The sequence below is a fragment of the Tautonia plasticadhaerens genome (assembly GCF_007752535.1).
GTDB classification, from domain to species: Bacteria; Planctomycetota; Planctomycetia; order Isosphaerales; family Isosphaeraceae; genus Tautonia; species Tautonia plasticadhaerens.
The window spans coordinates 521,035-535,102 of the sequence record NZ_CP036426.1 but is presented as its reverse complement, the minus strand read 5'-3'; the positions used below and the strand labels follow the sequence as shown (position 1 = coordinate 535,102).

9 protein-coding genes are annotated in these 14,068 nt (G+C 70.8%); 1 reads left to right on the top strand and 8 read right to left on the bottom strand.

Annotated features, from left to right (window positions below):
* Positions 1-3 precede the first annotated feature (3 nt).
* The 8 genes from ElP_RS02005 to ElP_RS01970 all read right to left on the bottom strand — a co-directional run bounded on the left by ElP_RS02005 (position 4) and on the right by ElP_RS01970 (position 11,494).
* Positions 4-1,434 carry a DUF1501 domain-containing protein gene (locus tag ElP_RS02005; protein WP_145266768.1) on the bottom strand — a complete coding sequence of 477 codons (1,431 nt, stop codon included), beginning with the start codon at positions 1,432-1,434 and terminating at the stop codon, positions 4-6.
* Positions 1,435-1,482: 48 nt separating this feature from the next.
* A complete protein-coding gene (locus ElP_RS02000; protein ID WP_197446654.1) occupies positions 1,483-4,842 on the bottom strand; it encodes a PSD1 and planctomycete cytochrome C domain-containing protein in 3,360 nt (1,119 codons plus the stop codon).
* Positions 4,843-4,986: 144 nt separating this feature from the next.
* Positions 4,987-5,811, bottom strand: coding sequence for a creatininase family protein (locus tag ElP_RS01995; RefSeq protein ID WP_145266764.1), 825 nt, complete (start codon positions 5,809-5,811; stop codon positions 4,987-4,989).
* Positions 5,812-5,834: 23 nt separating this feature from the next.
* A complete protein-coding gene (locus tag ElP_RS01990) occupies positions 5,835-7,187 on the bottom strand; it encodes an MFS transporter (protein ID WP_145266762.1) in 1,353 nt (450 codons plus the stop codon).
* Between the two features lie 19 nt (positions 7,188-7,206).
* Positions 7,207-8,241, bottom strand: a complete 1,035-nt coding sequence (locus ElP_RS01985; protein WP_145266760.1) for a M14 family metallopeptidase — start codon at positions 8,239-8,241, stop codon at positions 7,207-7,209.
* 21 nt (positions 8,242-8,262) lie between these two features.
* Entirely contained in the window at positions 8,263-9,402 is a 1,140-nt protein-coding gene (locus ElP_RS01980; protein WP_145266758.1) for a mandelate racemase/muconate lactonizing enzyme family protein, read from the bottom strand.
* 20 nt (positions 9,403-9,422) lie between these two features.
* Positions 9,423-10,901, bottom strand: a complete 1,479-nt coding sequence (locus ElP_RS01975) for a glycoside hydrolase family protein (RefSeq protein ID WP_197446653.1) — start codon at positions 10,899-10,901, stop codon at positions 9,423-9,425.
* Between the two features lie 101 nt (positions 10,902-11,002).
* Complete coding sequence (locus ElP_RS01970) at positions 11,003-11,494, bottom strand: DinB family protein (protein ID WP_145266756.1); 492 nt, start codon at positions 11,492-11,494, stop codon at positions 11,003-11,005.
* Positions 11,495-11,752: 258 nt separating this feature from the next.
* Between ElP_RS01970 and ElP_RS01965 the strand changes: the two genes are divergently transcribed.
* Positions 11,753-13,222, top strand: coding sequence for a M81 family metallopeptidase (locus ElP_RS01965; RefSeq protein ID WP_145266754.1), 1,470 nt, complete (start codon positions 11,753-11,755; stop codon positions 13,220-13,222).
* The last annotated feature ends 846 nt before the right edge of the window (positions 13,223-14,068 follow it).

Sequence of the window (14,068 nt, the reverse complement as noted above, 5' to 3'; positions counted from 1 at the left end):
TCATCAGGCGATCACGTCGCGGAGGACCCGGCCGTGCACGTCGGTGAGGCGGAAGTCACGGCCGGCGTACCGGAAGGTCAAACGTTCATGGTCGAACCCGAGGAGGTGGAGCATCGTGGCGTGCAGGTCATGGACGCTGACCGGGTCCCGCTCGGCCTTGAAGCCGAACTCGTCGGTCGCGCCGTGGACGGTGCCGCCCTTGACGCCGCCGCCGGCCATCCAGACGCTGAACCCGTAGTGGTTGTGGTCCCGCCCCAGCATCGACTTCCCCTCCGCGGTCAGCTCGACCGTCGGCGTCCGGCCGAACTCCCCGCCCCAGAGCACGAGCGTCTCCTCCAGCAGTCCCCGGGCCTTGAGGTCGGTGAGCAGCGCGGCGATGGGCCGATCGATCTCGGCGGCCAGCCTGCGGTGGTTGGCCTCGATCTGGTCGTGGTTATCCCAGGGCTGGCCCGCGCCGTGCCAGAGCTGGACATAGCGGACGCCGCGTTCGACCAGCCTCCGGGCGATCAGCGTCTGCCTCCCGTGGACCCCGTCGCCGTAGAGCGCCCGGATCGAGGCCGGCTCGCCCGAGAGGTCGAACGCCTCCGACGCCTCGACCTGCATCCGGAAGGCGAGCTCGAAGGATTGGACCCGTGCGTCGAGCCGGTCGTCGCCCAGCCCCTCGCCGTGCTCGGCGTTCAGTGTCCGGAGCAGGTCGAGTTGCCGACGCTGGGCATCGGTGCTGACGTGGGGGTGCTCGATGTTCTCGATCAACCGATCGATCCGCTCGTGCTGCGAGTCGATGTAGGTGCCCTGGTAGGCGCCGGGGAGGAACCCGGCCTGCCAGTTCTCGATCCCCTTGATCGGGTAGCCGCCGGGGCAGAGGGCGATGAATCCGGGCAGGTTCTGGTTCTCCGTCCCCAGGCCGTAGAGGGCCCAGGAGCCAACGCTGGGGCGAGACTGCACCGAGTCCCCGCAGTTCATGAGCATGAGGGAAGGCTCATGATTCGGCACCTGGGCATACATCGACCGGATGACGGCGATGTCGTCGATGTGCCGAGCGGTCTCGGCGAACAGGTCGCTGACCTCGATGCCGCTCTCGCCGTATCGTCGGAACCGGAACGGCGAGGGGAACGCCGAGCCGGTCTTCCGCTCGGTGAGTAAGGTCTCGGGCAGCGTCCTGCCGGCGTATCTCGCCAGGGCCGGCTTCGGGTCGAAGGTGTCGACGTGCGAGGGGCCGCCGTTGAGGAAGATGTGTATGACCCGCTTCGCCTTGCCCGGGAAGTGGGGTCGCTGTGGCTCCAGTCCTCCCGACCGGCCGGGGGACGGCGAGGCGAGCAGGTCCCCGGCATCGGCGAGCACGCCGAGCGCCCCGAGCGCCCCGAGGCCCATCCCGGAACGCGAGAGCAGTTCCCGGCGCGTGAGGCCCGGCCGAGCCGGTCCTGGGTGATCCATGGCGAGCCCCCCGTCTCGATGGTCCGGTCCGTGTCGATGCATCGGCGATTATTCGACGAAGGAGAACTCATTGGACATGAGCAGCACCTGGGCCAGCTGCTCCCAGGGCCCGAGCGTCGGTGTCGAGTCCCCGGCGAAGTCGTCGCGGGCATCCCAGGTCGTCGCCCCCCCGGTGCCCAGCCCGGTGATGACCGGCGCCCATCGGAACTGATCGCTGTCCAGCCCGTCTCGGAGGTCGACGACGAAGTCGATCACATCCCCGGCCCGGACTTGCAGCGATTCGACGCCGATCGAGGCCCGGTCGTCGTGCACCTCGACCGATCGGATCAGCCCGTGCCGGCCGCCGCAGAGGAAGGCCCGGATCCCGTCCCCCCGGGCGACGTCGTGGGTCACGGTGGACTCGACTCGGATCCTCCCGTCGCTCGGGGCCACCCATCTCCGGATGACGGCGTGATCGCGGTCATTCCCGGGATGCCCGCCCTCGGCCGTCAGCCTGGCCCATCCCAGTCCGGGGTCGGGCCACGAGGGCCCACCCTGCCAGCCCTCCCCGGAGAAGAAGGGGAGCGGCCGGAAGTTCGTCACCCTTCCCGAGGATTCCTCGAACCGGCCGTAACCGTACGACCAGTCCCCGGCCGTCGGCGGCGGGCCGACCTCGGGTTCCGCCGCCGAAGCCCGGACCAGGGCGATCGCCGATCCGATCTGCGCCGGCGTGGGCTCTCGCTGATAGACGGCCCGGTAGAGTCTCCGCACCCGCTCCTCGTCATTCGCCGCCTTCGCCACCTCGTCCCGGTCGACCAGCGCGCGAGCACACGTTCGCATGAACGGGTGATTCAGGAAGAAGAGGGCCTGTTGCGGGACCGAGGTCGCCGAGCGTTGGGGGATGAGCAGGTCGGGGTTGGCGAAGTCGAAGACCCGGAGGACGGTGGGAAGTTCCTGACGGTCGACCGTCCCGTAGAGGGTGCGTCGGGCCGCCTCGGAGGGGCCGAAGAGCGGCCCGGACGGGCCGCCGATCCTCCGGTCGAGCCGCCCCGACGCGGCGAGCAGCGCGTCGCGCAATTCCTCGAACGAGAGCCGGTGGACCGGCATCCGCCAGAGGAGTCGGTTCTCGGGATCCAGCCGACTTGCCCGCTCCGATCGCTCGAGGTCGGCAGGTCCGGCGGCCGCCTGGCGATAGGTGGCCGATCGGACGATCTCCCGATGCAGCCACTTCAGGCTCCATCCCTCGGCCACGAAGCGAGCGGCCAGCCAATCGAGCAGCTCGGGATGGCTCGGCGAGCCGGCCCTCGTCCCGAAGTCGCCTGGTGAGTCGACGAGGCCCGCCCCGAAATGGTGCATCCAGGCGCGATTGACCGCCACCCGGGCCGTGAGCGGGTTGGTCGGGTCGACGATCGACCTCGCCAGTTCCAGCCGGCCGCTCCCGAGCCGGAACGGCCCGTCGTCCGGGCCGGAGAGGACCCGGAGGGACCTCCTCGGCACCACCTCACCGGGATTCGCCGCGTTCCCCCGCCGGAAGACTCGGGGCTCGATCATCGCCTCGGGGTCGCGGTCGGCCAGAATCAACGCATGGGGCGGCGCCTCGGGCGATCGGATCAGCCAGCGGTCGACCTCCCCCTGGAGCTGCCACAATTCGACGACCGTCGACGTCGGGAAGAAGAACTCGATGTTCACGAGCGCCTCGTCGGGCACCTCGCACGGCGACGCTTCGCCATAGAGCAGCCGCCGGATCGCCTCGAGGTCGGGGTCGGGGAGCCGGTCGGGGGGGGGCGTCCCCTCGGACTTCGCCTCCTCGATCCGGCGCTCCCAGCATGCGATCACGTCGCGGAACACGGCGCCGTATCGGCGGGCGACCTCCTCGCGACTCGCCGGCGGCGAGGGGAAGGCCGCGGCCACGGCCGGGTTGACGACCGACGGCGGGGCGTCTGCGAGGGACCGATGCACCTGCTCGGCCCGGCCCCGGAACTCGTCGGGCGGGATCCGGGCATAGTCGATCCAGGCCCTCAGGACCGGATCGCCGAGCCGCTCCCCCCGATCGATCGCCTCCCGCCAACGATGGACGGAAGCGGGGATCAGGTCGGCCGCCGTCAGGATCTGACTGAAGGCCTCGCCGGGATACTTCTCCGGCGAGAACTGCGCGAGCAGGTAGTCCTCGACCCGTCCCCGGACGCGGCCCGAAGCCGCCCCTCGCTCGGCCGACAGCCGCCCCCGCAGGGCGGCCTGGCGGGTCTCCAACTCGGCCAGGAACGCCTCATCCGCGGCGGCCCATCGCGACTCGCCGACGGCGGGGACGAGCGCCTCCTCGGAGTTCCGGAAGACGCCGTAGAGGGCATAGTAATCGGACGTCGGGATCGGGTCATACTTATGGTCGTGGCAGCGGGCGCAGGCGACGGTCAGCCCGAGCATCCCCCGGGAGACAACGTCGATCCGGTCGTCGATGATGTCGTGCTTCACCCCCAAAAACCGCCGGCCGAGGGTCAGGAACCCCATCGCGGCCAGGTCCTCAGGTTCGTCGGCGGCCTGGTCGGCGGCCACCTGGAGCAGGAGGAACCGGTCGTAAGGCATGTCCTCGTTCAGGGAACGCACCACCCAGTCCCGGTAGGCCCGGGCGTGGACCCAGGACGACTCCTCACGGGCATACACATACCCTTTTGTGTCCGAATACCGGGCCACGTCGAGCCAGTGCCGCGCCCAATGTTCGCCATGGTGGGGGGAGTCGAGCAGCCGATCGACGAGCCGGTCGTACGCGTCGGGCGACTCGTCGGCGACGAAGGCGTCCGCGTCCTCGGGGGTGGGGGGCAGGCCGGTCAGGTCGAAGGAGAGGCGACGGATCAGGATCCGCCGATCGGCCTCGGGCGAGAGGCCGAGCCCCTCGGCCTCCAGCCGGGAGATCACGAAGCGATCGATAGGGGTCCGGACCCGGTCCTCGTCCTCGACCCCGGGCGGCTCGACCTCCTCGACCGGCCGGAAGGCCCAGTGGTCGCCCCGATCGACCGCCATCCCCCCGCGACCCTCCTGCTGCGGCGGCGTGCCGGCATCCGAGCCGGGCCAGGGCAGGCCGAGCTCGATCCAGCGGGTCAGCGCCTCGATCTCCCCATCGGAGAGCTTGCCCCCCGGGGGCATCCTCGGTTCGGAGTCGTAGCGGACGACCTCGACCAGGAGGCTCGCCCCCGGCTCGCCCGACTCGGCCGCAGGTCCGCTGTCGCCCCCGGCGAGGATCGCCCCCCGGGAGGTCAGGGAAAGCCCGCCCTTCGGGCCGTCGTCGTCGTGGCACGACCCGCACTTCTCGACCAGGATCGGCCGGATCGTCGCCTCGAAGAACTCCTCGGCCGGGCGATCCTCGGCCCGAGCCCCGGCCCCGAGTATCGTCAGGACGAGGATCCCGGATCGGATCGGAAGGTGATCGCGTCTCATGGCATCCCGGGCGGGCGAGGGAATCGATGTCGCGGGGACGCTCGGTTGAACCGGAATCCCAAGGATGTTAATCATAGCGGGGCCCGACGCCCGATCACAACCTCCTCGACCGACCCACCCGCTCCCGATCCGGCCGATTCGCGGCTACCAGCGGATCTGGGACTGGACCGGTCCCGCATGCATGTCGGCCCGACGCTCGATCGGCCAGTCGCGCAGCTCGTCGACCAGGCGGACGAGGCCGTCGACCGCCGCCTCGAAGATGATCCGACCCTTCTCGGCGGTGGCCTTGGTGGGGTCGCCGTGCACGCCGGTCTGGGTCCAGCGGCCCCAGTAGTCGTTGAAGCGGACGAAGTAGTTCATGGTGCTGTCGCTGCTGACGAACTCCCCCATGCGGTCGTTGTCCTCGACCGCCTTGTCCATCTGGACCCGGTCGCCGGCCAGGTGCAGGTAGAGCGAGGTCTCGAACTCGTCGGCGTGCGCGATCACCTCCGACTCCCGGACCTCCTTGAACGCCTCCATCAGGAACCAGAAGTACGTCGTCGCGAAGCAGAGCGACTCCGTCTCCAGCACCGTCTTCCGGGCGACCAGGTCGATCAGCGGGGCGTTCGAGCCGTGGCCGTTCACGACCAGGATCTTCCGGAATCCGTGGTAAGCGACGCTCTTGGTGACGTTCAGGCAGAAGTTGATGAAGACGTCGGGCTCGACGTGGATCGTGCCCGGGAAGTCGATGTGGTGCAGGTTCAGGCCGTAGGGGATCGGCGGGAGCACCAGCACCCTGTCCGGCGCCCGCCGGCCGACCTCCTGGCAGACCGACTCGCAGAGGAACAGGTCCACGTCGAGGGGCAGGTGGTGCCCGTGCTGCTCGGTCGAGCCGGTGGGCAGGATGACGAGCTTCTGCCGCGCGATCGCCTCGTTCATCTCCGGCCAGGTGAGCCGGTTGTAGCGGTACTCGGTCGAGGCTCGGGACATCGGGTGGACCTCGGTGTTTCGGTTCAGATCGATTCCGGGTCGAGGGCCGTCGGCTTCTCCTCGACGTCGAGCGATCGGGTGCAGTCGATCAGGAGCCAGCAGAGCCCGCTCCCCAGGTACATGGCCGAGAGCATCACGAACAGGGGGCCCCAGTCGGTCGAGATGACGTCGGGCCCGGTCCCGGTGGTGAAGGCATCGAGCACGACGCCGAAGACCAATGGCATCACCACGCCGCCGAGCGTGCCGGCCGTGTTGATGACGCTGAAGACGGTGGCGCTGAAGCGGCCGCCGAGGTCGGTGCAGGTCCCCCAGACGGTCGGCTGGCTCCAGTCACTGAAGAACTTCGCCACCATCAGCACCCAGGCCGCCGCCACCCCGCCCGGCTGCCGGACGACCAGGGCGAGCATGACGCAGCCGATCAGCTTGCCGACGAAGCCGACCCCGCTCCGGGACCACCGACGGCTCCCCGTCGCGGCGATCAGGCGGTCGTTCAGCCAGCCCCCGGCGATCCCGCCGAGCGCCCCTCCCCAGAGCGGGAGGCTCGCCAGCCAGCCGGTCTGGGCGATGTCGAAGCCCCTCGCCCTCAGGAAGTAGGTGCCGATCAGCGAGACGAAGACCACGTCGGACCCGGCGTCGAGGAACTGCTGGAGCACGAAGAAGCGCATGCTCCGGCTCCGGAAGGTGCGGCCGGCCGGGAGGACGGCGCGGGACTTCGGCCCCGACCCGGTCGACCCCTCGCCGATCAGCGCCCGCTCCCGTTCGTTCACGCCGGGGTGCTCGTCGGGGGAGTTTCGGAACGTGACGAAGAAGACCAGGCCGTAGGCGAGGCCGAGTCCCCCCAGGATGATCAGCGACGTCTCCCAGGAGAGGCCCAGGCCCCCCATCAGCAGCGTCCCCAGGAGGATCGGCGAGAGCGCCCCGCCCCCTCTCCCGAAGGTGGTGGCGATCCACCCCTGGAGGACCGTCCGGCGCCCGGCCGGGAACCAGCTGCGGGTCACCTTGGTCAGGGCGGGGTAGCAGCCCGCCTGGGCCGCTCCGAAGACGAGCCGCCAGGCCCCCAGCAGCCAGAGCATCGCCGTCTGCCCCAGCGCGGCCAGCGACAGCGACCAGAGGACGACGATCGCCGACAGGAACCGATGCGGCCCGAAGCGGTCGACGACCACGCCGCTGGGGATCTGCCCGAGGGCGTAGGTGTAGTAGAACAACGAGAACAGGAGCCCCGCCTGCGTGTTCGAGAACCCGTATTCCTCCTGCAGCTTCGGCCCGACGATGTTCCAGGTGTAGCGGTGCAGGTACAGCAGGAAGGACATCCCGCAGGCCAAGGCGAAGACGCCCCAGCGGACGTTGGTGGGGCGGTCCGGGCTGCCTCCGATCATGGGCTTACGACCCCCTCCGTCACCAGGATTGCTCGACGCCGACGCAGAGGATGAACTGCCCCTGGCGGACCCGGGCCCCCCAGGCCTGACCGACCACGATCCCTTCGACTGGCGCCTCTACGGGCCAGCCGGGCTCGTCGATCCGCCCGAAGTCGTGCAGCCTGCCGACGAGCACCCCCTTCGCGACCCGGGAGCCGCAGGGCAGGACCTCCTCGTAGTGGCCCTCGAAGGGGGCCGGCACGTAGCAGTCGAAGTCGACGATGGCCGCACAGAACTGGGTCCCCGAGGCATGGTGGCCGATCGGCTCCACCTCCCCGTCGAGCTGCCCGTGCCGGACCGCCGCGGCGAGGATCCCCTGGCGGCCGTAGCGGACCCCTTCGGCCAGGACCGCCTCCCCCCAGCCCAGCTCGGTGCCGACGGTGACCTTGCCCAGGCGCTCGGCCTCGCTGGTCAGCAGCCCCGGGGTCCGATTCTGGTAGAGCATCACCAGCGGCGTGCCGAACCACCGGGCCGTCTCCCGGGTCGACCGGGCCAACTCGGGGTCGTCGATCGGGTGGAAGCTGGCACACGGGGCGAACCGGATCTGCTGCCCGCCGGAATGCAGGTCGAGCACGACATGCACGTAGGGCCAGATCTGCCGGCGGACGAGGTCGGCGATGCGGTGCGTGATCCCCCCGAGCGGCGCCCCCCGGCCCGCCCCCTCGACGAACGCCCGGTTCAGGTTCACCCCGTCGGCACCGACGCTGTCCCTCGTGCCGGTCCGGAACGCCTCGACATTCAGCACCGGGACCAGGACGATCCGGCCGAGCACCCGGGCGGGGTCGATCTCGCCGAGCAGCCCCTTGATCGCCGACGGCCCCTCATATTCGTTCCCGTGGGTGGATCCGAAGGCCACGAGGCCCCGGCCCGGCTCGGCCCTCGGGCCGACGAACACGGTGAGGGGGATGAGATGGGCCCCCCACATCGTGTCGTGCTCCAGCGCGACCCAGTAGTCGCGGCGTCCGGGCGTCTCGAGGTCGAGGTCGTCGGGCAGGACGACGGATCGGGTGGCCATCGGCGACTTCCTCGGGAAGGACTATTGGGACCGGAACACGGTCCGATCCGGCGAGAATCGCTTGAGGGTATCGGCATCCAGCTCGATCCCGAGCCCCGGCCCCGAGGGGATTTCCAGGAACCCCCGGTCGTCGAGCCGGAAGGGCCGGGCGGCGATCTCCTCGATGTAGGCGCAGGGCGTGAGGTACTCGACGTACCGGGCCACCGGGATCGAGGCCGAGAACTGGAGGTCGGCCGCCAGGCCGACCGCCGTGTTCCACCCGTGGGGGACGACCTGGATGTTGTGCTCGCTCGCCAGCCAGGCGATCCGGCGGGACTCGGTCAGGCCGCCGTTCTTGGTGCAGTCCGGCTGGAGGATGTCGACGGCCCGGCGCTCGATCCAGGGCCGGAACGACTGCCGACGCGTGAGGACCTCACCCCCGGCGATCGGCACAGGGGAGACCCGGGTCAGCTCGACGTAACCCTCCAGGTCGTCGGGGGGCAGGGGCTCCTCGAACCAGGTGATGCCGTGGTCCGCCAACATCTCGGCGGTGTTCCGGGCCCAGTTGGTGCCGTGCGGCCAGAACTGCTCGCTGCCGCCGGCGTCGACCATCAGCTCGACCCCGTCCCCCACCTCCTGCCGGGCCGTCCTGACGATCAGCTCGTCGAACGCCCGGTCCCGGCGGCCGAACGGCCGCCAGCCGAGCTTGATCGCCCGGAACCCGCGATCGATCACGCTCGACAGGGTCCGCCGGAGGGGCTCGGGTTCATCGAAGAGGATCGACCCATACGGCTTGATCGAGCGCCGGTAGTCGCCCCCCAGGAGCCGGGAGACGGGCTGGCCGCAGGCCTTGCCCATGAGATCCCAGAGGGCGAGGTCGATCCCGCTGATCGCGTGCTCGACGGCCCCCCCTCGCCCTTGCCAGAAGGAGGACTGGCGGAGCGTCTCCGAGACCCGTTCCGGCTCCACCGACGACTCCCCCCGGAGCATCGGCCAGAGCAACCCCACCGCCCCGGCCACGAGCGATCCCGAGGTGAAGCAGCTCCCGTAGCCCTCCCTCCCGTCGTCGTCTCGGAGGATGAGCAGGGTGTGCAGGTTCTCCTGCGGCTCGTGCCCCTGCGGCCAGCCGCCGTCGACGGTCGCCCCGGTCAGCGGGCAGATTTCCAGTTCCACGATCGCCACGTCGGTCCCCCGTCGTCGGGTCAGGAGGTGAATTGGAGCGCGTAGATGCTCGCGTCCTTGAGCATGAACCTCAGGCGGGCCGGCCGCCCGGCCAGCGGGGAGACGTCCTCGCCGCCCCGCCAGGAGACGGCCCGTCCGACCTCGTTTCCGATCGTCTCGACCGACTCGGCGAGCGAATAGCCGGGGATCGGGCCCCCCTCGGGATCCCGGACTTCGACCCGGATCCCGCCCGCGGCGGAGGTCTCGAAGTTCAGCTCCAGGCGGCGGCCGTCGAAGGTCAACGGCTTCGAGACGAGTTCGCCCCCGTCGTACCCGGCCCGGACCCGGGCGAAGCCGTCGAGCCTCATCGAGTAGCGGCGGAGGTGGGCGGTGGCCTGCCCGTAGTTCTGGTTGACGTAGACCGACATCTCGGCCGGGCCCGTCGGCACGACGTTCAGGGCCGGGTAGTTCGTCCGGGAGACCCAGTTCTCGGGGCCGATCCCGGGGACGATGAACCCTTCCATATAGGTGCGATCATAGTGGTCGCCCCCCCGGGAGCTGATCAGGACGGCGTCGGAGCAGTCGCCGAAGTAGCCCGGGTCGACGCCGATCGCCTCGGCCTGCTCTGCGGAGATGACCCGGCGGCCGGGCATGAACCGGGCGGCAATGCCGATCAGCAGGTGGGGAGCCCGGAAGTACGGGCTCGTCTGGTTCGTGTAGAGGTGCTCGACCGGCCGGTCGCCGTAGGACATCAGCTCGGGCTCGGTCCAGCGGAGGAAGTCCTCCGAGGTCGTCCGGGCGATCCGGCGGTCGCCGTCGACGAAGACCCGGAAGTAGCAAAGATATCTCCCCTCGTGCTCCGACCAGAGGGGGACGTTCTGGGAATCGAACGCCCCTTGCGCGATCACGGGGCCGTCTCCGAGCCGTCGCCAGCGGATGCCGTCGTCGGAGGCGAAGGCGTGCAAACCAGACTTACCGGTGCCGGCGAGGGCCTTGTAGCGCCGGTCGCCGGGCACGCCGGGCCGGGGGTCGAGCATCGGGCAGAAGTTGTGCGAGAAGGGGGGCATGCCGGCGAGGACGATGTTGTTCGCCTTACTCCCGTCGTACTCGAAGAAGCCCAACTCGGGGCGGTCCCAGCGGATGCCGTCGGTCGACTCGGCGTAGCAGGTGACCTCGGCGGCGCTACCGTCGACCCCTGCCCGGGGCAGGCCCCGGTAATAGAGGCGGTACAGGGGGCCGTCGTGGATGACCGTCGCGTAGCCGCAGAAGGGGCCCTCGTAGGGGCGGTCGAAGCGGTGGACAATCCCCTCGTCCCTCGGCCGCTCTAGGGCGATACGGGCATCCCCGTCGAGGCGGTCGATCAGGTACCGGTCGACGAACAGCTCGCGTCGGGATCCGAGGTCGATCACCCCCTCGCCGTCGCCGGCCTCGGCCCGGAGTGGGGCACCGGCCCGGGCAAGCGACATCAGGGGAGAGGCGGCGAGGGCGGTCGAGGCCTGGAGCCATCGGCGTCGATGCATGAGTCTCTCCGTCCGGGTCGGGTTCGGCCTGATCCGGCCGGGCTCCGGGTGGGTCGAGGAGGCGGCCGGTCCCGGCCGCCGGGGCCTCTCATCCCTTCTTATCAGTTTGCGTGCAAGCGTTTCAGGAGCTGGATCTGGCCCGCGTGGTAGACGTCGTGGGCGGCGATGCCCGAGATCAGCCCTTCGAGGTCCGACCGGCCCCCTTCGGGCACCTCGGCCAGGCGATCGGGCGTCAGTTCGGCCACGGTGAGCCTCAGCCTCCGGTGTTCCTCCGCCAGCAACCGGAGATGGTCCCGCCACCGTTCGTCGTCCAGGTCGGGGCCGACGGGGAACCAGTTGCTCCCCCGGATCGCGAACGACCCCCGGCGGTCGCCCCGGATCCGACGCCTCACGGTGTATTTCCAGTAGGAGGCATGCAGGACCTGCTCGGCGATGGAGTGCCGACCCGGGCCCGGCCCCCATCGGGCGACCTCGGCGGAGACGCGTCGGACCGCCCCCCTGAAGTTCGGGCCGTGCCAGGACTTGTGGTCGTAGGCGCGGTCGAGCAGGTCGAGCAGGATCCGGATCGCGGCGGGGGGGTGGGCGATGCACATGGGGGCGGTCTCCGGCGGCGATGATGCCCGGCCACGGGGCCGGTCGCAAGGGAGCAGGTCCCCGGGTCGTCAGGAACCGATTTCTCGGGGGAATGCGTCGAGCGGGAGGTCGGTCGTTGATGGGGATCACGGGCGTCGTCCGCCGCTGCCTCCTCGACAGGTCGGGGCTCCCCCGAGAGGATAGGGGCTCGATCGAGGCCGACGACCGGGCGGGAGTCGACGCCCCGCAGGAATCCGAGGAACCGGAGGTGGATCCCCATGCGGATCGCGGTCGGCGGCCTGATGCACGAGTCGAACACCTTCTCCGGGACGGCCACCGGGCTGGACGACTTCCGGGCCGGCAGCCTGGCCGACGGGGCGGACCTGCTCCCCGTCTGGCGAGACGCCCACCACGAGGTCGGCGGGTTCCTGGAGGGGGTCTCCCGGTTCGGCCTCGAGGCGGTGCCGACCACCATGGCCTGGGCCACCCCGGGCGGGCCGGTCGAAGACTCGGTCCTCGACGAGGTCGTCACCCGGATCATCGACGCCCTCCGCCGGGCTCCGGTCGACGGCCTGCTGCTGGCACTCCACGGGGCGATGGTCACCCCCGGGCACCCCGACGCCGACGGCGAGGTCCTCCGACGCCTCCGGGCGGCGATCGGGGCCGATCGCCCCATCGTCGCCTCGCTGGACTACCACGCCAACGTCTCCCCCGCGATGGCCCGGCACGCCGACGCCCTGGTCGGCTATCAGACCTACCCCCACGTCGACCAACGCGAGCGGGGCCTGATCGCCGCCCGGGTCGTCGCCTCGGCAGTCCGGGGGGAATCCCGCCCGGTGACCGAGGTCGCCAGCCCCCCCCTGATCATCAACCTGCTGGGGCAGGAGACCGACCGGGAGCCGATGCGGTCGCTGCTCGGCATGGCCCGGCAGGCCGAGCGCCGGCCGGGGATGATCTCGGTCAGCCTGATGGCCGGGTTCCCGTATGCCGACGTGCCGGAGATGGGTCCGTCGGTGATCGCCGTGGCCGACGGCGACCGCGGGCTTGCCCGGGCCGTGGCCGACGAACTGGCCGCCCGGATGTGGGAGATCCGCCACGAGCTGGATGTCCGACGCCCCGAGGCAGCCGAGGCCGTCCGCCGGGCGATCGCCTCCGACCGATCGCCCGTCGTCCTGGTCGACCTGGGGGACAACATCGGCGGCGGGACGCCGGGGGACGGCACCCTGCTGCTCTCCGAGCTGATCCGACAGGGGGCCCGGGACGCCGTCGTCGTGATCCACGACCCCGAGGCCGTCGCCGAGGCCCGTGCGATCGGCCCCGGGGCCCGCTTCGAGCGGCCCGTGGGAGGCCGGGGGGGCGCCGAGTACGGCGGGCCGGTGTCGGTGTCGGGGGTCGTCCGATCCCTGCACGAGGGGACCTGGGTGGAAGAACAGGCCCGGCACGGCGGCCGCCGTCTGAACGACCAGGGGCCGACGGCGGTGGTCGAGCTGCCCGGCCCGATCCTGCTGGTGCTGAACACCTTGCGGACGCCCCCGTTCAGCCTGGGCCAGCTCACCAGCCTGGGCATCGACGCGGCCTCCCGGTCGATCCTCGTCGCCAAGGCCGCCGTCGCCTACAAGGCCGCCTACGGGCCGATCGCCGGGGAGATCATCGAGGTCGACACCCCGGGCCTGACCGCGATCGACCCGAGACGCTTCTCCTATCTCCGCATCCGTCGGCCCATGTTCCCGATCGACCCGGACGCCTGAAGTCAGCCCGGCCGGGCTTGAGGATGCGATCCCATCCCCATCGGCCCGGTGCGCCCGAGAGGAGCGGGGGCGACACCGGGTTTATTCTTGTCTGAGAACGGGTTACGCCATCGCCGTTCGGTTCGTTCCGGGAAATCGGAGCCGGTCTTCCGGGTCGACCGGTCCCCGTCGGCGGAACCGAGGTCGGCCGCGAGTCGAGCGTCCGGGGCGGGGCGGGCTCTGTCCCCTCGGACGCGAACGGTGCGCCCCGGCGTGCCGGTGTCCTGGGGCGATTCGCCCATTCGTGGCAAGGAGTTGCGTCCTCCCTTCCGCCGTCGTTTCGGGAATCGAGGCGCCTCCGCCAGGCCCCCGAATCGGGCCGAGCGGAGGAGGGGATGCCGCCTGCCGGATCGGCAGGTGGCTTCGTTCGGCGCCGAAATCTTTCCCGGGCCTGCGAGAGTCGCGCCCCTCGCGGATGCGCGCCCGAGATCCACCGGGACGGACCCCGGGGCGGGCGGTGCGCCTCAGCGAGCAGGAGGCAACATTCGGTCCCTCGTTTCCCCGAAAGAACTTACGCCGAAGGTAGCCCGTCCGTTTCGGGAACGGCTCCGGCCTCGCCTCGGGGATCGAGGGGGCCCGAGGCACCGGGGCGGCGACCGCCAAATCGGCAGGCGGGTTTGATCGGCGCCTTCCCGGTCCCGACCCGATGCGGATTCGGGACACCGAGCGGTCCATCGTCGCCGAGGCCGGGCCACCGGAGGAGCATCGACTCGACCGGGCGCGTGGGCCGGCCTCGCGAGCCGAGGGTCCGGCCTCGTCGAGCATCCGGATTTCCAACGAACGGGGCCCGGCCGTGTCTCCCCCGGG

Coding starts and splice junctions, on each gene's coding strand:
- ElP_RS02005 (WP_145266768.1), bottom strand. CDS start 1,434: ATGGATCACCCAGGACCGGCTCGGCCGGGCCTCACGCGCCGGGAACTG.
- ElP_RS02000 (WP_197446654.1), bottom strand. CDS start 4,842: ATGAGACGCGATCACCTTCCGATCCGATCCGGGATCCTCGTCCTGACG.
- ElP_RS01995 (WP_145266764.1), bottom strand. CDS start 5,811: ATGTCCCGAGCCTCGACCGAGTACCGCTACAACCGGCTCACCTGGCCG.
- ElP_RS01990 (WP_145266762.1), bottom strand. CDS start 7,187: ATGATCGGAGGCAGCCCGGACCGCCCCACCAACGTCCGCTGGGGCGTC.
- ElP_RS01985 (WP_145266760.1), bottom strand. CDS start 8,241: ATGGCCACCCGATCCGTCGTCCTGCCCGACGACCTCGACCTCGAGACG.
- ElP_RS01975 (WP_197446653.1), bottom strand. CDS start 10,901: ATGCATCGACGCCGATGGCTCCAGGCCTCGACCGCCCTCGCCGCCTCT.
- ElP_RS01970 (WP_145266756.1), bottom strand. CDS start 11,494: ATGTGCATCGCCCACCCCCCCGCCGCGATCCGGATCCTGCTCGACCTG.
- ElP_RS01965 (WP_145266754.1), top strand. CDS start 11,753: ATGCGGATCGCGGTCGGCGGCCTGATGCACGAGTCGAACACCTTCTCC.